The sequence below is a fragment of the Faecalibacterium sp. Marseille-Q4137 genome (assembly GCF_017377535.1).
GTDB lineage: Bacteria > Bacillota > Clostridia > Oscillospirales > Ruminococcaceae > Faecalibacterium > Faecalibacterium duncaniae.
Window position 1 is genome coordinate 17035 of the sequence record NZ_JAFREK010000027.1, and the last position, 25020, is coordinate 42054.

Annotated in this window: 28 protein-coding genes and 3 pseudogenes; 2 read left to right on the plus strand and 29 right to left on the minus strand. The window is 52.8% G+C overall.

All coding sequences use genetic code 11. From position 1 onward, the window contains the following. Nucleotides 1-3 precede the first annotated feature (3 nt). From J3353_RS11085 to J3353_RS11230, 29 genes and pseudogenes are all read right to left on the minus strand, one after another. Nucleotides 4-6705, minus strand: a complete 6702-nt coding sequence (locus J3353_RS11085) for a DUF2185 domain-containing protein (RefSeq protein WP_207684855.1) — start codon at nt 6703-6705, stop codon at nt 4-6. A 42-nt stretch (nt 6706-6747) separates the two neighbouring features. Further along, on the minus strand, nt 6748-7722 hold the full coding sequence (locus J3353_RS11090; protein WP_207684856.1) for a hypothetical protein: 975 nt from the start codon (nt 7720-7722) through the stop codon (nt 6748-6750). Nucleotides 7723-7733: 11 nt separating this feature from the next. After that, the gene (locus J3353_RS11095; RefSeq protein WP_002588992.1) at nt 7734-8144 is read right to left on the minus strand and encodes a hypothetical protein; all 411 of its coding nucleotides are present in this window, start codon (nt 8142-8144) and stop codon (nt 7734-7736) included. Continuing rightward, a complete protein-coding gene (locus J3353_RS11100; RefSeq protein WP_006773008.1) occupies nt 8141-9091 on the minus strand; it encodes a hypothetical protein in 951 nt (316 codons plus the stop codon). The genes J3353_RS11095 and J3353_RS11100 overlap by 4 nt, the downstream gene beginning before the upstream one ends. A 15-nt stretch (nt 9092-9106) precedes the next feature. Continuing rightward, nucleotides 9107-9406, minus strand: coding sequence for a hypothetical protein (locus J3353_RS11105; protein WP_006059605.1), 300 nt, complete (start codon nt 9404-9406; stop codon nt 9107-9109). A 10-nt stretch (nt 9407-9416) separates the two neighbouring features. Further along, the gene (locus J3353_RS11110) at nt 9417-9680 is read right to left on the minus strand and encodes a hypothetical protein (protein WP_006059604.1); all 264 of its coding nucleotides are present in this window, start codon (nt 9678-9680) and stop codon (nt 9417-9419) included. After that, nucleotides 9677-10117 (minus strand): immunity 51 family protein, encoded by a 441-nt coding sequence (locus tag J3353_RS11115; RefSeq protein WP_020225636.1) that lies wholly within the window; start codon nt 10115-10117, stop codon nt 9677-9679. Before J3353_RS11115 ends, J3353_RS11110 begins: the two co-directional genes overlap by 4 nt. A gap of 10 nt (nt 10118-10127) precedes the next feature. Next, on the minus strand, nt 10128-10373 hold the full coding sequence (locus tag J3353_RS11120; RefSeq protein WP_020225637.1) for a hypothetical protein: 246 nt from the start codon (nt 10371-10373) through the stop codon (nt 10128-10130). 2 nt (nt 10374-10375) lie between these two features. Next, nucleotides 10376-10975, minus strand: coding sequence for a hypothetical protein (locus J3353_RS11125; protein ID WP_117528091.1), 600 nt, complete (start codon nt 10973-10975; stop codon nt 10376-10378). Between the two features lie 29 nt (nt 10976-11004). Then, a complete protein-coding gene (locus J3353_RS11130) occupies nt 11005-11604 on the minus strand; it encodes a hypothetical protein (protein WP_154265947.1) in 600 nt (199 codons plus the stop codon). Nucleotides 11605-11617: 13 nt separating this feature from the next. Beyond that, nucleotides 11618-13099, minus strand: a complete 1482-nt coding sequence (locus J3353_RS11135; RefSeq protein ID WP_207684857.1) for a hypothetical protein — start codon at nt 13097-13099, stop codon at nt 11618-11620. Between the two features lie 27 nt (nt 13100-13126). Then, nucleotides 13127-14073: pseudogene (locus J3353_RS11140) on the minus strand (DUF4241 domain-containing protein). Nucleotides 14074-14078: 5 nt separating this feature from the next. Then, entirely contained in the window at nt 14079-14405 is a 327-nt protein-coding gene (locus tag J3353_RS11150) for a DUF5713 family protein (protein WP_002588986.1), read from the minus strand. Nucleotides 14406-14441: 36 nt separating this feature from the next. Then, complete coding sequence (locus tag J3353_RS11155; protein ID WP_097838499.1) at nt 14442-14945, minus strand: DUF2004 domain-containing protein; 504 nt, start codon at nt 14943-14945, stop codon at nt 14442-14444. A gap of 13 nt (nt 14946-14958) precedes the next feature. Further along, on the minus strand, nt 14959-15798 hold the full coding sequence (locus J3353_RS11160) for a DUF2262 domain-containing protein (RefSeq protein WP_097838498.1): 840 nt from the start codon (nt 15796-15798) through the stop codon (nt 14959-14961). Nucleotides 15799-15810: 12 nt separating this feature from the next. Continuing rightward, the gene (locus J3353_RS11165; protein WP_097838497.1) at nt 15811-16431 is read right to left on the minus strand and encodes a hypothetical protein; all 621 of its coding nucleotides are present in this window, start codon (nt 16429-16431) and stop codon (nt 15811-15813) included. 11 nt (nt 16432-16442) lie between these two features. Next, nucleotides 16443-17522, minus strand: coding sequence for an ankyrin repeat domain-containing protein (locus J3353_RS11170; protein WP_097791864.1), 1080 nt, complete (start codon nt 17520-17522; stop codon nt 16443-16445). Next, on the minus strand, nt 17458-17871 hold the full coding sequence (locus J3353_RS11175) for a hypothetical protein (protein WP_227622993.1): 414 nt from the start codon (nt 17869-17871) through the stop codon (nt 17458-17460). Before J3353_RS11175 ends, J3353_RS11170 begins: the two co-directional genes overlap by 65 nt. A gap of 41 nt (nt 17872-17912) precedes the next feature. Then, on the minus strand, nt 17913-18455 hold the full coding sequence (locus J3353_RS11180; protein ID WP_006773020.1) for a hypothetical protein: 543 nt from the start codon (nt 18453-18455) through the stop codon (nt 17913-17915). A 13-nt stretch (nt 18456-18468) separates the two neighbouring features. Then, nucleotides 18469-18702, minus strand: a complete 234-nt coding sequence (locus J3353_RS11185; protein ID WP_015563522.1) for an immunity 17 family protein — start codon at nt 18700-18702, stop codon at nt 18469-18471. After that, nucleotides 18699-19211, minus strand: a complete 513-nt coding sequence (locus J3353_RS11190; protein WP_242700931.1) for a hypothetical protein — start codon at nt 19209-19211, stop codon at nt 18699-18701. Before J3353_RS11190 ends, J3353_RS11185 begins: the two co-directional genes overlap by 4 nt. Before the next feature lies 1 nt (nt 19212). Further along, the gene (locus J3353_RS11195) at nt 19213-19512 is read right to left on the minus strand and encodes a hypothetical protein (RefSeq protein ID WP_154256570.1); all 300 of its coding nucleotides are present in this window, start codon (nt 19510-19512) and stop codon (nt 19213-19215) included. A gap of 61 nt (nt 19513-19573) precedes the next feature. Continuing rightward, nucleotides 19574-20689, minus strand: coding sequence for a hypothetical protein (locus tag J3353_RS11200; RefSeq protein ID WP_207684858.1), 1116 nt, complete (start codon nt 20687-20689; stop codon nt 19574-19576). Between the two features lie 15 nt (nt 20690-20704). After that, entirely contained in the window at nt 20705-20875 is a 171-nt protein-coding gene (locus J3353_RS11205) for a hypothetical protein (protein WP_008723379.1), read from the minus strand. A gap of 107 nt (nt 20876-20982) precedes the next feature. Beyond that, a pseudogene (locus J3353_RS11210) lies at nt 20983-21294 on the minus strand (SLOG family protein); the annotation flags it as partial. Nucleotides 21295-21301: 7 nt separating this feature from the next. Then, entirely contained in the window at nt 21302-22090 is a 789-nt protein-coding gene (locus J3353_RS11215; RefSeq protein ID WP_112090684.1) for a DUF975 family protein, read from the minus strand. A 191-nt stretch (nt 22091-22281) separates the two neighbouring features. After that, nucleotides 22282-22617, minus strand: coding sequence for a hypothetical protein (locus J3353_RS11220; RefSeq protein WP_097778743.1), 336 nt, complete (start codon nt 22615-22617; stop codon nt 22282-22284). 275 nt (nt 22618-22892) lie between these two features. Further along, on the minus strand, nt 22893-23096 hold the full coding sequence (locus tag J3353_RS11225; RefSeq protein WP_242888864.1) for a helix-turn-helix domain-containing protein: 204 nt from the start codon (nt 23094-23096) through the stop codon (nt 22893-22895). Between the two features lie 19 nt (nt 23097-23115). After that, nucleotides 23116-23943, minus strand: coding sequence for a LexA family transcriptional regulator (locus J3353_RS11230; protein WP_112090683.1), 828 nt, complete (start codon nt 23941-23943; stop codon nt 23116-23118). A gap of 449 nt (nt 23944-24392) precedes the next feature. Between J3353_RS11230 and J3353_RS11235 the strand changes: the two genes are divergently transcribed. After that, nucleotides 24393-24674: a hypothetical protein gene (locus tag J3353_RS11235; protein WP_207684859.1), complete on the plus strand. Its 282-nt coding sequence runs from the start codon at nt 24393-24395 to the stop codon at nt 24672-24674. After that, nucleotides 24674-25020 (plus strand): annotated as a pseudogene (locus J3353_RS11240) (Zn peptidase); the annotation flags it as partial. The gene J3353_RS11235 and the pseudogene J3353_RS11240, both read left to right, overlap by 1 nt.

Genomic DNA, 25020 nt, shown 5'->3' on the forward strand with positions numbered 1-25020 from the left:
CCATCAATCCCACCAGAAATACCAGACGGTGGACTGCCACAGGACATCTGCCAAGGAGCCAATGCTTCCATCCTCATTCTGATCCAGATCTGGGCAGAAACCATATTGCTCCACAGCCACCTCCATAGCTCTTTCCTTGGAGATCGGAGTTGGAAGTTCAAACTCCAATTCATCGTGGCTCATGGCGGCAGGGATGGCACCATGTTGCTCGAACCAATATTTCGCCACTGCCATCAGGTCCGGTGTGTCGGGACACTCATTCCAATTTCCAAAGGGCAGGTAGGCGAAGATCTCCCAGGGGTTCTTTACCGGAATTTTAGCCAGAATGAGCGGATATGTCATTCCGGTATCATCGTTCCAATAGTTTGCGAAGCGGTCGTTGGGTTCTCCGCCCTCCATCTCGCCCAGGACTTCCTCCTCCCAGTCCAGATCATCGTCCTCGGCTTCTTCCTTGCGCTGGCCGGTCAATTCCTCCAAAATCGCCTTTCCGTCCTTAACAGGAGCGGAGAGCATCTTCTTCCGGTACTCCTCTACCGTTTTGAGGTCAAATTCATAGCAGTCCGCATCATGCTCCGGGTCGGCGTTCATTACCAGACATTCCAACAGCGTTTCATCATCCGCCTGGATAAGTACGGGAACAAAGCCCTCCCGTACCCCCAGCCGCTGGGCGTAGCTGTACGCCGACATGATGGGGTCGTCGTCCTTCATGGAGGGAAAGTAGGTACATTCACAGTCCAGATACTCCATAATGGCCCAAGCCACCTTAGAAGGCTCCAGCGTGTTTTCGTCATAGCCCTGACCCTGCCAGTTGACAAAGCGTTCCTCGATGATCTTTGCCATGGCCTGATAGTAGTCCTCGTCAAAGGGGATGAACAGGTAGGCCTCCTGCCGGAACTCGTCGGAGTGATACCGCTCCGGGCCGAAATATTGGAGGGCATAATCGTCGATGTCGCTGGGATAGTAGGGAGCGTCATTTTCCCCATAGTAGTAATGGGCAAAGGCACGACCCTGCTGGTTGAACAGAGCGGAGTACAGGCAGCCGAACAGCTCCGCCCGGATAAATGCCCGCAGGTCTGTGCTGTCGGGGCCGGTTTTGACCTGTTTGACCACTTCGCCATGCTCCGCAAGGAAGTCCTCGCCCATCAGGTCATGTTCCATGCACCAGCGCAGGTAGATGGCCATGTGGTTGTAGGTATTGATGGGGTCAATGTCCAATTCCTTCTCCTCGATACTCTCCAGGTGATAGGAGGCATCGTCCATGCCGATGCTTTCATCCACATCCTCCACATTGCAAAGAGTTCCTCGGGTAATAGCGTCCTGGCGGGTGGGGTTTACGATAAAACTGATACCCGCCATCTTGTCCCGCAGAGCGTCTTCATCATGCGCCAGTTTATAGTCCAATTCATCCTCGTAAAGAGGAATGACTTGATAAAAGTTAATCTCCTCGCCGCTCGGCAGGGTGCAGACCGCGCTGCCTTTCTCTGTATCCTGGGGTTCAATCAGGATAGCAGTACACAGTTCGGTGTTTTCTGCAAAGGGTTCACGGTTCTCCACGGTATGTCCGTGGCCCAGCCAGCTGTCACAGTTGATGGGCAGGCGGGCCAGGGATTTCAACAGACGGATGGGCCAGTACCACTTTTCGTCCTTCATGGATTCCTGATCCAGCTTCCAGTCCGCAGGCAGGGCGATGGCCAGCTCCGCCCGCTCCAGCTTGTATTCGGCCAGTTCCTCCGGCACATTCATCCGGTGGGCGCCCATGCCCATGGTGACCAGGGTGCAGTAGTCCCGCTCCCCAGCGGGCGGCACCATGCAGATGTCCACATGGATGTCGGGGGACACGATCTCATGGAACACATTGTCAAACGCCCCGAAATACTGCTGGATGTGGCCCTCGACGGCCTCCATCTCCTCCTCGGTGTAGACCTCGGGATTACTGAATTCTTCCTCATCCTGCGTGTCCTCATTGTCTGATTGGTCGCAGCTGTCATCCTCCGGATCTCCCTTTATAGGCTCGTAACCGATCTTCAGGGTCATCTGCTCCTCCGGCAGACTGACGCCGGGGCTGTGGGTGATCGTGTGCTTATCGTCCGCAGAAAAGCCGATGGTCTCGCCGTCTTGCAGCGTCACATCACACGCCAGCACATAGGAGGCAAGACTTGCCAAAAAGTCCCGCAGTTCCTCCGGCTCGGCATCGGTGTTCAGCACCTCCATCTCCTCCTTGCCGAACACATCCATGCCGTAGGTGTAGGCGCTCAAGCCGCCCTCGCTCCGGTACAGGCCGAACCAGACCCAGTTGAAGATAGGCAGCTCGTCCTCTTTGAGCATATCGGCAAGGCCCTCATAGAAACGAGGCTCAAATACCACGCCGCTGGTGTAGACACCGGTGGCATATTTCTGCTTGCAGCACACTGCCATCGCCTTGGTGAACAGCTTACCTCGTTCCAGCAGTTTTTCCTCCTCGCCCAACACAGCCACCATGATATGGGCCTTGTGCGCTTTGGCCACTTCTACGGCCTCTGGCCACATATAGTTGTTTTCGGCGTTGATCTCTGCTTCATTGTCCGGGATGTGACCGTGGAATAGTGTCACAATCAGCATCATATTGCCGACCCGCATTACCACAGCGTCATCGCTGTTCTCAACATCTTCGTCGCCCTCATCCGGCTCCTCATCTACGATACCCCATTCTTCCCGCAGATCTCGAATCAACTGCTCCTTGTCCCACTCTGCTTTGGAGAGGAGCACAGATCCGGCAAAGGAACCCTTATGGTCGGTTTCCTCCTCGTCGGCATCATCCTCAAGACCCTCTGCATCTTCATCCGGATCATAGAGGGATTCATGCTCCAGTCCGCGGATAAATTCCTCAAAGCTGTCTGCCAGATGGGTAATTTTATAGTCATTTTCCTGATCCACATGGACTACCGCAGGCTCTCCCTGAGGGCCGCAAGCCCGGTAGTCCAGGAAAATCATATCGTGTCCGGCGCTTGGACAGTCGCAGATGGCCACACCGATGGCAGGATACTCCCACTCATCGATCATAAACTGACTGCCCAGCTCTCCACAGAGGGAGCAGCTCTTTTCCCGTCCGATTCCGAAAATGCCGGTGATGGCCACATGATCATCTGACCAACAGGTAGGCTCATCGCAGGGATAGCAGGTGTTCACCGGAATGCCGCCGTTGTGCTGCTTCATCAGCCAGATGTAAGCGGCAGGCAGCTTGTAGCCCAGTTCCTCCTCCACGCTGGCGATCAGCTCATCGGAAGGCGGATCACTGACATATTCTTTCAGTGCATACCAATTATCATCCCAGAAGTTGGTGAGGTCGAAACCCTCAAATGGGGTATCACCGGGCACGAATTTTGCCTTCTTCTTCCGGCTGCGCTGGCGTTTCCGAATCTCCGCCTTACACTCCCGAATTACCGACGGGGCATTTTCGTCTTCTGGGTCCAGTTCTGCCCAACGCTGGGCGTAGGGAATGGCCTTTTCCTCCTGGCCGTAGAGATACTGATAGCCATAGGCCATCCGCATATTCCACTCCGCCTTGTCCTGGCCTTCCTCCCGGACGGACTCCAGCACCTCGATGGCGCGGCACAGGGCCTTGTCTCCCTTATAGCGAGGGGTGCCCTCGTTATGGTCCCCGATAATGGCGTAGTTTTCCAGCGCCCGTGCCAAGGCGTAGGCGGTGCGATAGTTCCTCCAGTCCTCCGGGATGGCATTCAGTGCCTGGATACAGCGGGTGTACTCGTCTTCGTCGTTCCACTGCTCCAACTGAGCGAAGAATGCTTCGGCGTTCTGTTGGGTATAAGGAATATAGTCCATGCCCGTCAGCGCCTCGTCCAACTCGTCATCCTGATTCTCAGTTTCTGACCCAGCATCTTGTTGCTTTAGGGGTACAGAACCGGCTTCACGGCGGAAGGTGTGGAAGATGGCCCATGGGATGTCCGTGCCTTCAAAGAACTCTTTCGCCATGTTCAGCGCCTCTTGGATGTCCCAGGCGATGAAGTCCACATAGCCACAGTAGAGGCCGGTAGCCCCGCCGGTGAGAGTGAGCACTTCCGAACCATCCCCGCCGGTGAGCACTTCCTCCAGCTTGTCCCGGAAGTCGAAAATTTTCTGACTGCCTTCCTCCTCCCGCAGGGTATCCAGGGGATAGCAGAAGAAGCCCGCCACCGCGCCGTCGGCATGGAGATCGTCCATAAAATCATTGTCGGCATTCAGATAGCCGTTGATGAGCGGCACACAGCAGGTGGAACCGGCCATTACATCCAGCCGCCAATCGGCGTCCGGGTCCTGTTTGGGTTCCATTTTGTAACCAAGGTAGCTCTCCAGATAGGCTTCCGGGTCGGTGGAGAGCTCCAGGCCCTGCTCCCGCAGTTTGTCGGGCAGCTGGGACAGGAGGAAGGACGGCTCTGCCTTGGGTTCCTCCAGCACATCAAAGCTGTCTATGTATCTCATGTGGGGGATCTCGCCCAGCACTTGGTCGGTGAAGGTGGTGAGCATCCACCAGGCCCGGCCTTCCTCATCCCGGAGCATAGGCAGCAGCTTTTCACAGTAGGCGGAGATGGCGAAGCTGTTTTCACCCTGCTCCTCCAGCCAGATCTGCACATCATCCCCGGAGATGTCCAAGCCATTCTCAGTACGCAGACCGATGTTCTGGAGGGGCTGACGGCCCACAAGGATGTTCCAGTGCTCCAGCACCTCCTTGGGGGCGTGCTTCTGGAAGTAAATCAGCTCAAACAGCTTGACCTTGTCGCCCTCCGGGGTGAGGATCAACTCATGCTTTTCGCCATTGAAGCCCATCTCGAAGGAGATTTCGTCAAACGCCTGGTTCAAAGCCCCTTCCATTTGGGCCACGAGTTCTGCGCCGCGGGTGTGATCTTTGTCCTCATCCATCATCTGGCGCAATTCTGCTTCCATCTCGGCAAAGGTTTCCCAACAGTTCTCTGTCCGCTCCCGGAAGCACTCCCAGAACTGCGGCAGAGAAATACCCTTTTTGCACGAGTCAATTAGTTCCTCCATGTCCTGTCGGGTGTTGAGCTTAGGATCATCACCGGGATGCAGTTCCAGAGCTTTTTCAAAATGCCGCAGAGCGCGGCCCTCCTGATCCAGATAATAATAGGCATACCCCATACGGAAATTCCAGGAATAAGTATCTCCCAGTTCCTCCTCATGGGACTGCATCAGTTCCAGTGCCTGGTGAAGCAGCTTCCTTCCCTCCGGCTCGCTGGAGTCCGCCAGATTGTTGTAGGCGCGGGCCAGCTCCATATCCATTTCCGGGGTACGCTCCTCGGCAGAGATTGCCTCCAGTGCGTCAACGATTTTCTGGTGTTTGTCCTCCTCATGCCACTTCTGGCACTGCTTCAAAATATCCATATCAGGGTCCTCCTCGTCCTCATCTGGTTTCCAGTCTTTGATCTGCTGGAACACGCCATTTTCATCCCGCTCAAAGGCGCAGGGAGCGGGGGTGTTCAGCAGAGGAATGATGTCGGGATCGTCATTGCAGATCGTGTTCAGCTTGTAGATCCCGGCGTTGTTAGGGTCGTCCATGTACTCGTCGCTCTCATCACCGGCGGTAAAGCGCCAGCCGCTGTCCCAGCCGCCGTCCGGCTCCTCCCTGTAGCAGTAGCCCACCTTGCAGCCCTCCACTGTGATGCGGTTGGTGGCGATACAGCCATCGGCACCCTTCCAGTCGGGGAGCAGATCTTTTACATCTTCCGCCTTTACATGGTAGTTCCGGTTGCGGCCAGAGGCTTCGTACAGCTCCTTCCGCAGCATCTCCACCTGAGAAGCCATATCCGTGATTTCATCCTCGCCCATCATCTCGCTGATGTCGTATTCCAGCGGGGCATGGACAAAGTCCGCCAGGGCCTTGTCCATGGCGTCGTGCTCCTCTGGCGTGGCGGTGATGCGGATGCGGCGGGAGGAGGTGTTGTACTCATCCAGATCCTGGAGGTTCACACTGCCGCTGACGCTGCACTCCAGCAGGATGGCGGCCAGATCGGTGACCACATCAATGGCGAAGTGGAAGTCCATCTCCACGCCATCGGAGTGTGTAAACTCCAGATACTCCACGGTCTGGTGGAAGTTCCAGTTCTGCTTGTCCAGCCCGATCTTGGCGAAAATCTCGCTGAGGGGGATCTCCTCCTTTTTCTGATCCTCTAAAAATGCCACAAGGTTCAGACTGTCATCGGAACCGCCAATAAAGTTGCCCCAGTATTTTTTGATATACATTTGTCGTGCCTCCTGTTCTGAATCCAGTCGATCAATGAGCTGATTCAAGTGTTCCAACCACGCAGGAGCGATCTCACCGCTGTCCTCGTTCTTCCAAAGATCCACAATCTCACGGATGCCGTCCTCGTCCGGCACCTCGTTTTTGATGTCGGTGAGCTGCCGCAGCAGGAAAGCAAGGGCTTCTTTGGATGCTGTGAAACCGGTGACTTTATCCCATATAGCTTCTTCATGATCGTAGTCCAGCTTGCCATTATCCTTCCATTGGAAATACAGCTCCGCCAGAGCCATCGCAGTATTGTCAAAGAGGAAGTCGATTTGTGAGAAGTCAGCTCCCAGCATGACTTCCTCTTTCATCAGTTCGATCATCTCGCCCAGATCCATTACCGGATGCTCCGGTACATATTCATTTTTGAGGATGTCCAGTACATCCAACCCTTCGTCACGCTCTAATGCTTTTATGCCCCATGCTCCCATGTCGGCACCTCTCTTTCTTTATTTTGTATCAAGCTTCTATTGTCAATCATAGTTCTCCAACCGAATGATAGGCCGATAAAAGTCATAATCTCCGTTTAGTTCATTGTCCTCCTGCACTTCTGGCTTACAGTGGGGCGAACAGGGTAGGAAACCGAGAAATGGGCCCAGCCCACCGCAGATATTGCACCCGCCATCGCCGCCGCAGGTGGTAAGCCTATCAGCCTGCACCACTTCCCGCATATAGGGATCGTAGGCGATGGACAGGCCGAAGAAGTTGGGTTCCTCCATGTCATAGGGCCGGTTCTCATCCTCATCCATGTCCTCAAACCAGCGCAGACGCATGGAGTAGTCTAACCCATCTCCCCACGGGAACAGGGTCCGACACCCGCCGCCACACAGGTAGGCCCACTCGTCCGCCGTGGGCAGGGAGAAGCCCCTGTTTTCCAGCATGGCAAGGAGTTCATCGTAATCAGTGCGGTTATAGATCCAGGTCTGAAATCCATCTTCCGTCCGCTCAATACGGGCCGACTGATGCAAGGTAAGACTGCTGCTGTCACTCCAGGCAAAATCACGGAATTCCTTCAGCCAGTCAGGGTGGGCAGTCAGCCTGGGATCGTCCATTTTGACTGGCTCCCAGTTAATTTCCTCCAGCTCCCGGCCCACCAGCATAGGGCCAATGGCTGCCTGCCGAACGGGAGCCATGTTTTCCTGGATCAGCTCCTCCGGGTCCCGCTCCATTTCCCATTCCCGGAACAGATACTCCAATTCCTCCCGGCTCTCCTGATTCAGTCCCACGGCAAACTGCTCCCAGCCCAGGGTGACGGTATCGCCGGGGACAAAGACGAACTCCCGACCATCTTTTTTGAAGATGCCGGTGGTGCAGCTCTGGCCCCAGCGGTCAAAAGTATGTAGACCGAGAAAGGTCATATTATAACGAGCAGCCAGGCTTTCCATCAGTGCCTGCTTCTCGGTGGTTTCCATTTGATTAAATTGGGGGCGGAATAGTCTTTTGTTCATAACAAGTCCTCCTACAGCCTATCCAGGTTTTCCTGTAAATCGCCCTGCATCAAGTGCTGGGCAATGGCTTGGTTCAGTGCCTTATGGGGGTGATAGGCTGCCTGCTCTACATCGTGGAGGCACTCCTCCATCAATGCCTCCGGAGAAATGCCTTCCCGTTTGCCATAAAGATGGCCGAAGGCATAGCACACGGACTTGAGAAAGTCGAAAATATAGTCGTGATTTCCACGCATACTGGGCAGGTCGTTGAACGAGCCCATACCTCCGTATGCCCGAAGATGGTGGGCAACCTCCCGCCGCTGGTTCCAGTCCTGAATGTCCCGCTCCAACCAGTCGATCCAGTTTTGGAACTCTGGATGGTCTGCCAGAAGGATGGAGCGCAGACAGGTCAGAGCCTCGGTATAAATATCAGACTGTTTCATTGGCCATCGCTCCCCCAAATACCTCCATAGAGTACACCATCTTTTCCAAGGAACAACATCCGGCTGCGAAGCAGGCTGCACTGCTCCACAGCGACCTTGTTTCCGTCACAGGTGGGAATAGCCTCCTGTTTTTTCCCAAGGTGATCACCATGAGCGGTAAGGAAGTAGAATTTATCCCGTTGCTGGTATCCGCCTTGAAACAGGAAGGTATTGCCGGACGGGGCAACAGAAAAAGCTCCGCTTCCTTCGATTGGCAGTTCAAATACAAAGTCCTCTTTGAAGTTCGTCCGCACCAGCCGGAATTCATCGTAATAATAAAACCACAGGTTTTCTTCTTCGTCCAGGCTGATGGCGTAGCAGTCATAGATGGAATAGTTCTCATTCTTCCAGAGAGGAGTTCCCTCCGATGTCCATGCAATCAGGCCGCAAGCACCCAGAGGTTCATCCCAACCGTAATTACCAAATACACCTTCGTCAAAGTAGCTGGTAATGATGGTGCCATCTTTTTTTACCACACAGTCTTGAATGCCATCCCCCAGGCAGAAACGGGACAGCACAGCTCCGTCCCGGCTGACGATCCAGGCGTTCTGGTCGGGGCCGTTTTCCCGATAGGCGCATCTTGCCCCCAGCAGGAGGAAGTGATCACCTGCGGGCCGCAAATAATGAAACTGGAACTTCAAGAGGCCAAGAGGAAACAGCGTCGTTTCCAGCACCCGCTGTTCCGCCCAATCCAGCTGGATTTCCACTGCGGTATAGGTGGAAGGAGTGCTGAGCCAGTCCTTACCCTGTGTTTCGGACGGCTGTTCCATGAGAAGATAGACTTTTCCATCCCTTGCCGTGAAAAAGTCTGTCACTTCTGTGCCCTCCAGATGTTTTTCCCGGCGCAGCTGGTCCAGGTCAATGATGGAGAACAACGGCAGATTTTTGGCTTTTATAGGTTTGTTCATAGTGTCTCCTCCTGGCTACTTTAACGCTCCATCATAGGTGTGAGTTTCCCAGATGGCCTCAAATTCCGCCTTCTCTATGATGCAGGCGTGGAACTCCTCGCCCCAGACATGGGCGTTCAATTCCTCCACGGTGAGGATTGGTGTGATCTCGATGGCGCCGTCGTAAAGGGCAGGGATGTTGCGGGTGCGGCCATCCGCAAAGATGTCAATGGAGCGGAGGGCCAACCGCTCATTTTCGGTATCCACTTCATAGAGGATGACCGATGGTTCACCCTCCGGTGCGCCCTCCCAAAAGAGCTTGATATACTCGATCATTCCATTTCCCTCATTTGAACCAATGCCACCCCGTCATGGTGCCGGTTACCTCATCTATCTGTATTGCAATATCATAATTGCCGCGACAGCCCAGCAAGGCCGCAAGATGATCATTTTCCATAATCAAATCATAAAACTCAACCGCTATACCTTGGAATTCCTCTGGGATCTCCAGCACAGAAAAGAAATCCACTGACTGAGCATTTTGGAAAAATTCAATGGCCGTTTTACTGCATTTTACTACTATCCCTGTTTGAGTAGTTAACTCTCTCATGCTTCCGCTGCCTCGCTCATGTTCAGATACATCCGCATCGTTTTTTCATCGGCACAGGCCGCCCGGATCATTTTGGCCAGCATCATCAGGTCGTCGATGTATTGGGAATAGACGCAGAACACATCCTCGTCGGAGTCAAAGTGAAACAGATCCTCACCACTATTGCTTTCCTCAAACTCCCGGATCACGCCCCGGACCAGCCGTTCCCAGTCTCCGCTGCTGCCGGTCAGTCCCAGCCGGCAGAATTCTTCTGTCCGGAACCCGTCACTGATCTTCAGCAGAAGGGAGATGGCATAGGGGTGGTGGGGAATGAGAAAGAATGGCGCGATCTGCTCCGGCTTCACCCAGATTTTGAAGGGCGGGCGCGGATCAGGTATCCAGGGCAAGATTTCCCATTCGTCCTCCGGCCGGTTTCCGTATTGGCAAAGGTCTTTCATAGTGTTCTCCTCATTCGATGTCGCTTAGTTCTTCTTTCACATCCAGTGGAGCGCCGTCCAGAGATGTGATCTGTGCCAGTTCTGTTTCCGTCAGATTTTTCAGGAAAATGCAGTATTCGTCCGGGTGGCCTCCCACAAACTCCATTTTGGGCATCTCGATCTGCTGTGGGTCGGTGATCCACAGGCAAGGTTCTCCTGTTGCCCAAAACCGAGTCAGAGTAAGAATTTGGCCGTTGTAAATTACTTTCTGTTCCATCCTCATTTCTCCTGCATTTGCCTCAGCAGCTTCACGATCCGCTCCCGGTTCTTTGCGGTTTTCATAAAGGTGGGGAGATGGTCGGCCTGGGTCATTTTCGCTCTTCCCGGCGGCTTTTCCCGCAGTCCGGCGCTGAGATAGCCGATCAGATAGGCAAGATGTTCTCGGTTGAGTGCCCATACAGGTTTTCCCTGAAATGAAGTCAAAAACCATAGTTCCAACCCGAAATAAGGTTCTCGTCCATCTCTGATTTCGCCAATATATGAAAACGCCTCCGCTGTTTTATGAACTTCTCCCGACATGGTTGTTCCGCAATAGGGGCAGGTCACATGGAGGACGGGAAAATGCTGCTTTGCCGTATCTTCAATATCCACTCGGTAGTACCTGCCGCAGTTTTTGCACTGGTTATGGACATCATAACGGTAGATCGTCCGATCCTGCGTCATCCGGTGGCCGCAGCTCAGGCACCGGAAATAGGCGTTGTCATCATCCGCTGTCACCACACCTGCGCCATGGCACTTGGGGCATTTCACCTGAATGCCAGAGGTCAGGGCGTTGTATGCACTGTATGTAAAGTAGGGTTCATCAACAATTCGGCTCATGCGCCCACACTCCTTTCAGGAAATTGCTTTCACAGCCGAAACCGGAACGGTTTCAAATCTTTTGTTTTGATTGTCAGATCCGAAACGCTCTCTTGCAGGACATTTACCTGTTCCAAATACTCCGCAGGTGCGTGGATCTGCTCCAGATAGCCTGCATAGCGGATAATCTGATCCAGCGCCCGTTTCCTGTATTTTGCGATTTCCCCCAAATGGGAATAACTGCGGCCTGACACATAGCTTGGAACATCGATAGACCGAATTGTTTCTATATCAAGCGTCCCATGCTCCTCTTTCTCAGATTTAATGGTGGCCAGCATATCTTCCGCAGAAAAACGGATGCCGCGTTCGCAGAGAAACCGCAGTTCATCAAACAGGTGGTTCGCCACAAAATGTTCAGCCAAGGGCTCAAAAATTACATCATCCTGATACCAGCCTCCGTGGGCGCAGGAAATTAGTTCACGGTAACGCTTTTCTGTGATCCACTGGCGCAGTATCTCTTTGCTCCCGTGCATCCATGCGTCCAGTCGGGCCTTTGTTTCTTCGGGGCTATCGTTGGCTGTCCCATAGCAGGGCAGACCATTGTCTTTCAGCCACTTGGTCACTTCTTTGCTGAATTTTGTGTAGCTCAATGTGACACCCCTTTCAAAAATCCCTCAACTGCTCAAACTTCTCCATCAGGGCATCTTTCTGGAGCGTGCCATCCGGCAGGGCATCCAGGATACCCCGCAGGGCCATGTAGATTTCATCCCGTTTCTCGGTTTCGATGAAGCCCATCTTGTTGAAGGTCTGGGTGTAGGCGGCCACCGCGTCCAGCGCCTGGGCCTGGGCATCCTCGCCCGGTTCGGCGGCCAGCTTCATCAGCAGGGAGCGGGTCTTGCGGTATTGATTGGCTGCCTTTTTCGCGGCGGCGGCAGGGATATGTTCTGCGCCGTCCCAGCCCCGGAAGGGATTGTCCGGATTTTGCGCCAGCCACTCCGGTTTCCGGGGTTTGGTGATCCGCAGATCCATTCCCGGCTTGCTTTTCCAGAGCTGCTTTGCCGCTTTTGCCGCCGTCTCCGGCAGGCTGGTCATCCAGAACCAGCGAAGCTCCGGCATCTGCTCCGGGGTGGGGATGTCATCCGCGCCGAAGCCAAACAGGTCGAAGGTGGATAGGTTCGTCAGTTCCCGGAACCCTCCCACGGCGGAGAAGCTCCCCAGGTTTCCCGGCGCACCCCAGAGCCTCAGTTCCTTCAGGTGGGGATGAACAGCAGCCAGTCCGGTCAAATCAAAGTCCTTCAGCTCGATGCCATGCAGCCCCCGTAGGTTCGGCAGTTCCGTGTGCGGGCGGTATTCCCCGATAAATTGGAGGGTCAAACCGCTGCCATCTTCGGGGGCATGGATGGCACAGGCGTCCGGCCCCTTGTTCTGGAACAGGAGCAGCTCCGTTCCCTCACACAGCCACAGCTCCTCCAGCCCGGTCATGTCCAGCATCAGCTTTCTGATGCTGGTGCCTCGCAGATCAAGTGTCCTCTGACCGTGGTTCAGCAAAGTCACTTCATCAACAAAGGGGGTTTCCCGCAAAAACTCCAGCAGATCCGGGTGCCACCGCTCGCAAATGAGGTCGGAGAGACAGGGCAGCGCCCTTAGTTCCAGCGCCGAGTCGAATGGCTCGTGCTGGTCCATGATCCGATGGCTGCTGACCTTCACCGGGATACCGCCGATTTCCGTCACCCCGTCGCTCTCCGCGGCCTCCTTGAAGGCCCGCCGCCGCTCCTCCGGGATGGCCTGCCACCGGATCTGGAGGTACACATCATAGCCGTCACTCCAGCCTCCATAGGAGCGGCAGGGCTGGTCGGTGAAGGACGGAAGTGTGCCCACCAGCTTATACTGGGGCGGGACCTCCAACGGTACCCGCAGCAGATGGAGGTCGCGGGACCAGTACATGAAGTCCTTGTAGAGTGGGCGGAGATGAGGCAGTTCCTCCGCAGTCAGAGGGGCGTCGCCCACCCAATCCAGAGAGAGGATCACCGCCCAGGGCTGCTTACTCACCGAGTCCGGCGGCGCAATATATGCCACCTGGCAGGCGGTGTAGCGTTTCAGATATTGGTTGTAGACGGTATAGACCTCTCCGGCGGTGGCTTTCATGGCGCTCTCCTTTGTTCTGTCACATTTTTAATCCTGCTCTCGATAACTGGCTTCAATGTCAATGAACCGCACATACACGGCGCAGATTTTGCCCTTGGCGTCATACCCGAAGTAGACAGGATAGTAACCATCCCCCCAGCCGGAGGCAAAGATGGGCAGGTTGCAGTCCGTGCCCGGCACTGTCCAGTTGAGCCAGTCGCCGCAGTCCCCCTGATATTTGGGGTAGGCTTTGGCGTTTTCTTCCAGAAGATCGCAGAACAGGTCGTTGTAGGGGTCGATGTCCGGGTCTTCTTCTAAACGCTTGGCCCAGTATGCCTTGAAGGCCGCCTGGGTCTGGATGTCCGCGACACAACCCATCCCGGCGTCTACGCCAAAGCCAAAATACTCGTCCTCTCCCAGTTCCTCGTCCAGATCCTCGTTGCCCACCATGCCCAGCTCATAGCGGACAGGCTTTTCCTGAGAAACCTCCACCTTGACGCAGGCATAGCGGTCGCCGTATTGTTCGCTGGGCACCACGCAGATTTTTACGGGATAAGTTCCGGCGGGGATCGTTTGAAGGAACGGCAGAGTGTCCTCCAGTTCCACCAGCGGATCACAGGCGAAAATCTGCCCGGTGGGGAAATGGACGGTGCCGATGTCCAGCACATCCACCGCCATGTTCCCAATCACTTTCTCTGTGAAATGGGCCTCCAAGTCATCTTTACAGGTCAATTTATCCTTGATTGCTTCGTATTTGTTCAGCCATTCAGTTGTAGGCATATCAGTTTCCTCCTGTTGATTCTGTTTCTTGATGTACACACTCTTTGAGCCGTCCCAATAGCAGTTCACACACCGGCCATCCTGAAAATGATGGTCACAATTCGGGTAGCCATAGAGAACATGGGCACATTCTGGCACAGCCCCATCATCTGTGAGGAGCCTTTGAAAAACAGGCTTCCGCACTCATCACAAAGGGCCAGTTCTTTTTCTGCCATAGGGTTCACCAGTCCCGTTCCCGGATGGCCTCCTCGGTGTCAATGGGGATGCCAAACCACTCCAGAATGTAGGCCACGGTTGCCGCAATACATTCCCGCGCCACCGTTTCGATCTCGCTGTCGTTCTCGTCAAACTCCTCCTGGAGATCATTGATGCCGCAGACCGCCTCGTCCAGCGTTTCCTGCACCACTTCGGTGTCGGTTTCGCCACTCTCCAGCAGGGCGATGACCTTCTGAAGCTCGTCCTTTACCTTGTCCACCAGAAAAGCAGGATAGTAATCGTCCTGATACATCTCGTCCAGCAGCTTGTAATTGGGGTCAAATGCTTTCATAGGGATTGCTCCTTTCCTCGTGTATGTCAGTCACGCTCAGCTCTCATGTGTGATACAGAAAATCTCCTTGTTCAAATCAAAGTAGATTACCATCAGTTCGTCGGTAATCTCCGGGTTAAAGGACAGATCCAGAATGAAAACTTGCTGGTTCATCTCGCTATCCACCAGACTGCCGAACCGCTTGAGCTTCAAAAAGTCAACCATCTCAGCAAAGGACAGTTTGGCTGGGTCGGTTCCCGGAAAAAGTTCCGCCACAATATCCGGGCCTACATCGTCCCGATGGAACTCCATGAAAAATGTCACAACGCTATGGTAGCGGCTGTCCTCGTCTGCCAGCGCCGCTTTGATGGCGGCTTTGGCCTTCTCCGCCAATTTCTCCGCCTCATCCAGCATTTCTCCCACCGCATCCATGACAGCAGGATCGCCGGTCAGTTCTTCCTCTACATCGAAGATAAAGGGTAGTCCCGATTCCTCGGGAAAGTTGAAGATTTCCTCACCGGGTGTATATGTAAAATCAATGCGTTTACAGCTCAGTTTCATAATGTTATCCTCCTTACCCCTCAATGTTGGCAGTTTTGAGGCCCTTTTTCAAGGAGCCGTAGACCGTCACCGCATGGTCGGTGAACATCTCGTCGCAGTCAAACCAGGCAGTGAAGCTGCCGCCGGAGGTGACGGATAGACTCGTCAGGCTGATTCGCCGGGCAAGTTCGTCCTCTGTGATGGGGTCGGTTTCCGGATTGCGGGGGTTTTCCTCATCTTGGGAGAGCCAGTTGTTGGCCAGCTCGGTCAGGTTCTTGGCTGCAAGCTCCCGCATGGCCTTATCCCAGGTGTCACAGTCGGCCAGCAGCTTTTTGGCGGCGCTACGGGCGCGGGTCCAGGAGGGCTTGCTTTCGGCATTGACCTCCAGAGAAAGGCTCACATCCTTTCCGCACCACTGGATTTCGCCCTCGAAGGTATCATAGTCCTTGTCCAGTGTCAGTTCTCCCAGCACCTGGTCCTGGATCACCACTGGCTTGTGGTACTCGTCCAGAACGGCCTGGAGTTCCGGGCAGTCCTCGTGGGCCTTGACCACCTGGGAGATACACCAGGGCTGCACCACCAGATCCTTTGCCCATTCTTCTTTCATCCGGCGAATCTTCAGGCGGCAGATCTGCTCGTTTTGAAAGCGTCCCCAGCCCTTGTCACTGTGACGCTCCTCGTCGGTGACCGGCCAATCCAGTCGCTCCTCTTTGGTGCTGACCTTGCCGGTGTCACAGGACACTATGCCCAGCGTCACAACGGTCATTTCCCAAAAGTTACCTTTCCAGTTAAATCCGCCCCCAATGCAGCGATTGATCAAAGCGACCACTTCCTGCTCCTCGGACTCGTACATCTCATAAAATTCTTCAAACATAGATCATTCTCCTCATCCCTCTATATGATTGCGGTATTCCTTTTCAAGCTGGGTGTACCACCGTTTCAGCATGGTTTCCAGACTGGTCTTTCCGTTGCGATCTGTAAAAACAAGAAACTTCTGCATCAGTCTGGGGAACAGATATTTGCCCGCTTTTGTCAGATCCTGATTGAGATAGACCATCCGCAGGATACGGCCCTGCCGGTCCAGAGGGTCCTTTTTCAGCAGTTCCTTTTCAAAGCAGAAGCGCAGGAATACCACATTCTCGTCGTAGAAGTCCTCCACCACAGCCGCGCCGATGCTGGTGTAGGTGATGTCGTACACCAAACGGCTCCAATCAAATTTCTCGGCATAGAGAAGTTTCAGCGCCTTCGCCCAATGTTCCTCCGGGATCACCAGCATCCTGTGCTGGGCGGTGCTGGAGTAGCCGTGGTAGACGGGTTCCGGCTGCCCCAGCAGTTCACTCACACTGTCGGCGTAGACGAAGCACAACTCCTCGTCGAACAGACCACCGATAAAGTTACCATTGCAGTACAGCATATAATTCTTGGACTTGGCCGGAGAATAAGAGAGGTTATATTCCTGGGAGTCCAGGCTTTTATGTACCTTGTTCAGAAAGTCTATGGATGTCATGGTCTTGCTCCTTATTCCTCAAACTCACCCTCGATCATCCCGTTCAGATATCGTCCGGGATCTGCGATGAAGTCATCCCATTTGGCCAGAGGGTGGAATTCCTCATGCTCGATGTCCAGATACCACAGTTTTTTGTCCCTGGGGCTCCACAGCAGCAGATAGTCGCTGTAGTTGTCCATCTGCACCATCAGGGAGAGCAGCTTCTTCCGTTTCCAGGTCATCTCCTGCACATCCATGAAGGAGTAGAGCTCCGCCCACTTCACCCATTCCTGATCCGGGAACTCCAGCCGCAGGGGGCCGGTCTTCAAGTATTCCACCAGCTTGGCAGGCAGCTTGTAGGGCATAAGCTGCCGGATCTTTTCCTGCTTGTTGTGCCATTCCTCCGGCTCCAGGGCTTTCAGGTAGTCGGCCATCTCCTGATTCTTGTTCTGCACCGCCACGGTGTAAGGCCGGTCGCCGTATTTGTCAGCAATGGTGATGTCGGCTCCTTGCTCAATGAGCCAGCGCACCATGGGGAGATTCTTATGCCGAGCCGCTTCGGTGACAGCGGTGGGGGCGTTCGGAAACACCATGTCCGGCTTGTGGTAATTGATGTCTGCCCCTTTTTCCAGAAGCAGCCGGGCAAGTTTGGTGTTGCCCTCGGACACAGCGGCCCGGAATGCCTCGCCGCCAAACTTGTCCACTGTGATCCCAGCTTGCTCCAGCACCTGGATATTCTCCGCTCGCTGTCCCCAGCGTACTTCCTGGAAGGCCCGCTCTTTCTGCTTCGAGCTGAGTTTTGCGGCCTGTCCAGCAAAGAGCGCCACCACCTCCGGCCCACAACAGCGGGCGGCGGTGAGCAGCAGGGGCTGTTCCTCTGCCAGACCGGGATCAGCTCCATGCTCCAGCAGGAAGTGGATCATGGGCACATCATTCCGAAAAACCGCGATCTCCAATGGCATCAGCTTGATGTATTCGCTGAGCTGGATGGGAACATCTAAATCCAGACCGCCTTGTAGCAACGCCTCCAACTTGGGAGTGTCATGGTCACAGATGGCAGCAGCCGTTTCCGGAAGGGTCTCCCAGCGGCCAATATATGCAATTTGGTACATAAGGCACCTGCTTTCGTTGTTGTTTCACTTTATAGGGAACGGTTCGGCCCAGCACCCGGCCCTTGCCAACGGCATTGGCTCCCTCATAGATCAAAAATTCCGCATTGTTTTCCAGCGGGGCATAGTCAATGGTATCTGGATATAGGGGTTGGGCATTTCCCAAAGCTGGTGTATCAAATGTACACTCGGTTCCGTCCAGAAAGCATACACCCAAATATTCTGTAGTTCCTGTGACCACAAAATGGGGACAATACTTTCCGCTGACCAGGCTGGGTGGTATTTTTCGTTTGCCGCTCCAGAAGATGACCTCCACATGGAGCACCGCCCGGTTTTCATCTGTCCCGATCACGCTGTCGCCCTCCTTTATCCCGTCATCTGGCTGCGGTATACTCAGGCCAGCTCTGCGTCCAGGATCTGGACTGGTTTTCCTTTCTCGTTCACATAGTAAAGGGCGATATAGTCGATGCCGTCCCGCTTGGCCTGCTCCCACGGCATCCGTTCACCGTTGATCAGTTCCACGGTATCCGCCTCATCCGGTTCAAAGTTCTCTTTTTCGTCCTCATAGTCAATGCTGTACCCCAGCTCCAGCACCAACTTGGAGGCGGGGATCTCATACCGCTTGAGGGGGCGGTGCTCCAGCTCGGATGGATCATGTTCATCGCAGAACATATTGTCGTAGCCATGCCGTCCACCGTCAAAGATGACGAACTCCTCGCCGCTCTCCGGGTCACGGGCTGTCACCAGTCCGGGGGCCTCGTCGCTATCTATGATATAGGATTGGGGTTCTCCTTTCACCGTGAGCAGATCTCCGTAATACCAAACCTCCAGCAGTTCATTGCCGGTGGTGGAACAAAGTATCACGGTGGGCAAACGCTTCTCCGCCCATTCTTTCACATGGCCGATGAGCCAGGTGGGATATTTCTCAGTCATCATAGTCTTTCTCCTCCTATTTCAATTTCAGCACAAATCCCCAGATACTCACCACAATCAGGAGAACACCCAACAGAAAGAACACCACCCGCCGGTATCCTCTGCTGTGGCGGTGGGCATCCCGCGTACCAGTGGGGTCGCAGAGCCAGTTCCAGTTGCGGGTCGCTCCAATTAAAATCACGGCCCCGATGAGCACCGAGGCAATATACCAATGCTCTTGCAAAAATACTGTGATCTGTTCGCTGTTCATTTACATATAACCCCCTTTTCATCATCGGGAGTTTCCCGCCGAATAAATTCCTCCCGTTCTTTCAAATCTATTTCCAAGGCTTTTTCCTCCTCCAGATATTCCTCGCAGTCCCGAACCAGCTTTTGGGCGGCTGGGTCATCCGGGGCCAGGGCCAGCCAGCATTTTGCGTATTCATAGGCGGTGGCTGCGGAGCGGTACGCCATCAGGCAGGAATAGCCCATCCGGGAGTTCCAGTAAGGGTCGTTTTCTCCCTGGGTGCGAACGGACTCCAGCAGTCGGATGGCGTACTGGATGAGATTTCCGTCCACTTCACTGTCGGTTCCGTGCTCTCCATGATCTCCCAGGACCGCCAGATTGCTGTAAGCCCGACTCAGCTTGACGGTCAGCAGATAGCCCCGCTCCTGTTCCAGGATGGCTTCAATGGCCCGGATACACCGGGAATACTCGTCCTTCTTATTCCATTGCTCAAGCTGCTCCAGCAGCTTTGCTTCTTCTGCCTGATTCATCATTTCACCGCCTTTTCCGTGTCATCCTTTGCCTTTCTTTTTTGAAGTGTCCACTGCCTCGCAAGGTGTTGACCACACAGGTGAAGATCTGGCCGCAGTGCTTGCACCTAATCATGTGAGCCATAATTTCGTCCGCCCAGCCATCCTCTGTCTTTACCTTCTCCAGTGGGCAGGTGGATTCCTCTTGCATCAGTTCAAATTCCCCCTCCGACACCAACTGCTGAATGTAAGCAATACAGGCCAGATAGTCCTTTGGGGCGTCAAATTTTCTCCATGTTTGAATGTTTCGGCAGTGCTCGCACATAGTGGACGCCTCCTTACGCAAATACCTGCTGGTATTTCTCTTTTCATACTGTGCGACTTTTTTAGGTCTGCTGGTGCTGCATGGACACGATATGGCAGTCCGGGCAGAATTCCACATAGAGCATGCCCTCCGCACAGTCAAACACCGTATCCCACTGAATCTGGGCCAGATATTTCATAGGTTTCCCGCAGTGGGGGCAGGTCGTATATTCCGCGTCCTGTACCCAGTTGGCAAAGCCACCCACCGTGTTCACATCCTGGCAGGCCGCACCGTAAAACAGGGGCACGGGCGCTTCGCCCAGCACAAAGGGATTTTCCGTGAGGGCCTTGTAGTCCTCGGGACTGACATAGCAATCCGTTTTCTCCGCCCCGTCAAAGAGCTCAGAGGGAAAGACCTCCACGCCGCCATCCAGAGCGAACCGGTTGAAGGCGGGGCCTTTGAGGAATCCCACGCAGCTGGGGCAGCAGGTGGCAGTCAGAATACCATCCAACCCCAGAAATTTCAGCCGCTCATCCCGGCCATCCAGCACCAGCATGTCCACCATGCGTCCGCCACAGTGGGGGCATGTGTCCTCCCGTGCCCGGCCAATGCGGACGGGAGATTTCTCGCTGGTGGTTCCTTTGACCATAGGATAGCAGGTATCGAAGTTGAGCTGGATTTTCTGGCCCTCCTTGTCGAAGGTCCAGCCTCCGATCTGCGCATAGCTGGATGGGTCTACATAGAGGCCCTTGCGCCAGGGCCGGGGATTTCGCTCCAGCTCCAGCAGAGTCTCCATTGCCTTGTCATCTCCTTGCATAGCAAGGCAACTCATCAGGTTGGAGGCCGCGCTGGAATATTCCGCGGACAACAGCGCATGGATCAGACCATCCCGCACATCGGCGGGAGCATGATAATAGATCTCACAGGGCCAGAACACCTCTGCGGCCAGTGCCACTCGCTGAATCTCCGGGGTGATGGCATCATGGTAGCTAAGCAGCTGCCAGAAGTCGGTGAACTCCGGGTCCTCCATATCAGCCAGCCTCTGGATGTTCTGTATCAAGTTTCTTTGTTTTTCGACAATTTGTTCCGGCATCCAGGCCAGAGCAGCTTGCCGTTCTTGCTCGCACTTACATTTCCAACACAATCCCTCATAACCCAATGGGGTTCCACAGCTGGGGCAGGTATATTTCAGACTCATGTTCTCATACTCCTTTCAGGCAATAAAAAAGCCCCACGCCGCACTGTCATAAAGACAGGCTGACGCAGGACATGAAGAAGCCGCGTTGAAGGAGCCGCATCCACCAGCAGATGTAGTTTCTTCAACAACCAAAATATTTTTTTCGTATCTTAAAGCAGCAAATTGCTGTCCAATATATTTGTTCATAGCGGCACCATTTGTTCTGAGCGTAGTTTTATATCTTATTATATCACAGCACCCCTTCAATGAAAATATTTTGTTGGAAATGCTAATGAAAAAATTTTGTGAATTTGTTAAGGCGCAGGGGCTGTTATCTCCATAGTGTCTGGATGGATCAGAGTGATTACCTTTCCCTGATGCAAGGCATAGTTGACTGTCTGTGCTGTACCTGAGCGCAGCTTTTTCTGATTATCAAACACACCGATGATGTACTCTGCATGATCGACCATATAATAATTTCTTTTTTTATAACTGGAAACATCCGCAGAATGTGAAATAACAATAGAATCGTTTGCGTTTTGGATCAGCTTTTTCAATCTATGTTTACTCTGATCCGGCCATTTAGAGTCATAGCCGATGAAGGGAACTACAACGATAATTTTAATATAAAAGTCAATATGCTTCATCCGGTTCGGTAGGTGCTGCGGTAATATCGCGGTAGAAAGTGGCCCATGCAGCTTCCTCATAGGGGCGTACAAAAAAGAAGCCAATGCTCAATGGAATTGTCAGCAGAAGAACAAGAGAAATCGCCATAGCCTCTGAACCGGTGAAATATTTGAGAACCAGAAAACCCCCGGCATACAGTGGCAACGAACAGAGCAACTCCCAGCCAATGAAGCTGAAATCCAGACAGAACAGCCGCCATTTGTTGCCATTCATGATCCGCCGGGATTCTGTGATCGCTTCATTTGCGGTCAGCGAAGGATGTTCGGACATGATGTAAGGTGTCATCGCATAGCTGTATGTTTTCACGATTCCCGGAATCACCAACAGCAGCGACCAGAGGGCGATGTACAGACCCTGCAGGAATTTCATGCAGAAGCCATCCCACAGACGGTCTTTCTGAGAGAACAAGTCCGAGATGGCAGCATCATTTCCATCTACAAGGTTCAGATTAAAATGAGCATATCCCAGTTGAACTGCACCGCCCACGATCAGTTGGAGGATTGCCCACAGACCAATGCCGACAAGCAAAACAGCAAGCAGCCGACCGCCGTTTGGCTGGGCGAACAGGTTAAAATGAATGTCCTTTGCCTGATTGGAATTGGAAACGACACTGTTGGAACTGCTCACAATGGTAGCACCGAGCGCACTGGCGGCAATACCTGTCAGAACAGCAGTTTTCCATTTTCCGCGCAGAGCATCGAGAGCGAGCATACGATAGTCGGCAGATATTTTCATAAAAGCAACCTCCTGTCTGAAAATGGCAAGTATGTGTGAAAAGGAATATGATATGCCACTTTAATTTAGATACGTTTGAAACGCTGAAAAAATTGCAGCATGAATGAAAAAGAGGCTGTTGCACCGGCTTTTATCCGTGTGCAACAGCCCCTTCCTTTACTTCAGCAGCTTGTCCAGTTCATCATATTGCATTACTGGAGCTTTGCAAGGATTTCTTCAGCCGTCATACCGCTGGCAAGCAGCTTCTTCAGCACATCTTCTGCTTCGCCCTTCTTTGCTTCTTCTGCTGCTTTTGCTTCGGCGGCAGCTTTTTTGTTTTCGGCTTTGGCAAGTTCCTTGGTGGCGGCTTTCAATTCTGCTTTCTTGGCTTTCAGCTGCGTTTTCAGATCATCGAGATTTGCAGTCAGCGTAGCAACCTCAGATTCGATTTTTTCCTTTTCAGCGGTCTTTTCTGCAACGACGGCTGCATAATCAACGCTGGCCTTTACAGTACGAGCCTTATTCTTGCTTCCCTTGGGTCTTGCCATAATAATTTCCTCCCATAAAGTGAAATAATTTGATCCTTACAAGTATATTTCCAAATAGTCAGAATTGCAATAGGTAACATGAGCCGTTTTCTACTGCCAATGCAAATCTTATTCGGTATGCCCGAAGATCGTCGCAAATGTATTCCTTCAATGGTAACAATCATGGAGATTAGTGTTTATCTGGAGATTACCAAAGGATAAATAGAAGCAGTATTAAAGCCGTTCACCACGCAGATTTTCCAGCGTGGCGAACGGCTTTTTTGCTGCCCCTATATTTACAGGTAGGAGGAATCGAAGAAGTCTTTTAATGTAATTCCTAAACCCTGACAAATTCTTTCAATCGTCTCTACGCTTAACTGCCCTCCCCGACGGGCGGTGGTTTGAATCGTGGAGTACGATATTCCGCATTTCTTTGCCAACACACACAGATTCATATCACGCGCTTGCATCAAATCCTGAACACGCTTGATCGTATCCACGAAAACTCCTCCCATCTTTTTAGTTCAAAACTTTTCCAACAACCTCGAATCTTTGCTCTGGAGATATAAGGATCGGCGAATATTTGGTGTTAAGAGAAACCAAAACCGGTTGGTTATGCACCACGCCATAGCTGTCGGTAAGGAACTCTGCTTGGGATTTGTCTGGGGTATGTTCATCGTATTTTTTCAGATATCCACAGTCATCATATACGAATATCCCGATATCCCCGCATTTAAGTTCTTCGCAGCGCTTCACCCATACGATTTGTCCGTTATGATAACGTGGCTCCATACTATCACCGCTAACGTATATCCCGAACTCGGCACCAGCCGGAACGCTACTGGCAGGCACTTGTATCTGCTGGAACATTTCACCCTCAAGAAAAGCTCCTAGACCTGCCGATACTGGCAACTCTGATACAGGCATCATTATGTAGTCGATTTCCGCGGGCTCTTCTGCGTCTGGCTGGTAGCGCCGGGATGCAATCAAGTCCATTTCGTACTCAGCGACTTTTTTTTGCCCGATGTCATTTAGAAGGGCGGGTTTCTGAAAGTTCTTTGTAAAGTAGGAAGGACCCTCCTTGATGTTCAATGCGTAGCAGATTGCAACTAGTTGATAGATGCTAGGAGTGGTATAGCCTTTTTCCCATTTGCTGATTCCTTTATCACTGACATCGACGCCATAGTGACGGAGAAGTTCAGAGAAAGCTACAAGTGAATAGCCATTCCTTTTTCGTGTGCCTGCGAGAATCTGACCAACCTCATTGCTATCCCTCGCAGCGACTGCATCATAGCGCACTGTGGATGGGGCTATGTGTATTTTGGTGAGCGTGGTTTTCTTTTTCATAACAAGAATACTCCTTTGTGATCCGGTAGCTCTATTATAGTATAGAAAATACAGGAAATCAATAAGAAATCTCTAAAATAGCGACAAATGCGTAATTGACATCTCCATAAAGTAGGTATATAATCGAATCAAATCCACGAATAACAGCTTTTTGGTGTTGATTCTGGACCGAAATCGTATTTGTTCGGTGTTTTTAAGAGGTGATATTATGAGAAAAGAAAACGTAAGATGCCCGATGTGCGGAACCATGAACTATGATGTAGATCTTGATGCAACCGATGGCTAGACAAAATGCCGTCTGTGCAAAGCAGTAACCTGCTCTATGGATGAGTGGAAAAAGCATACAGTGTCCGTTCCTCTGTTAAACGAAAAACAGTTCGTGGCACGCAGTATGACTCGCAAGTAATGCACGCTGCATTCTGATAAATCTGCAAAAAGGAGGAATTCTGATGTGTGGTGATTACAACCTTCGCCGTGAGAAAAGATACGTCGAAGTGGATGTTCGTTTTACTCCTGACGGCAAGATCCGTCCTCTTGCCATAAACTATGACAAGACTCGCACTTATGGAATTGATCGTGTCTTGGCAGTCAAACATGGGACATCACGCCTAGGCGGAAAAGGTCACTGCTTCACCTGCCTGATCTGCGGTCAGAAGCGGAATCTTTGGCTTGAACGGGGCAAGTGGTTCGTGGAAGCCTACTGCTCCGTGCCGGAAAGCTGTGCTTCGTAATGGCAAGATACTTATCCCGCGCAGATCTTTCGCACATAGCGGGTAAGTATATCGACCAGTACTATACCCGTTTCGGGATCAGTAAAGATGACCCAGAACCCATTGACCCTGAACGGCTCGCAAGTTCTGTTCTTGGGCTGAATGTGAAAATGCTGCCGCTATGCAGCGATGGAAGTATTCTAGGACTGACTGTTTTCCAGAAATGCGGTTTTACCGTAACCTTGGGGGACGGGACAAAGCTTGTGGAGGTGTTCATGCCGAAGGACGTTGTAATCGATTCCGCCCTTGCGTCAGACAGCTGCACCGGATGCCGGAATTTCACGATAGCGCATGAAGCGGCACACCA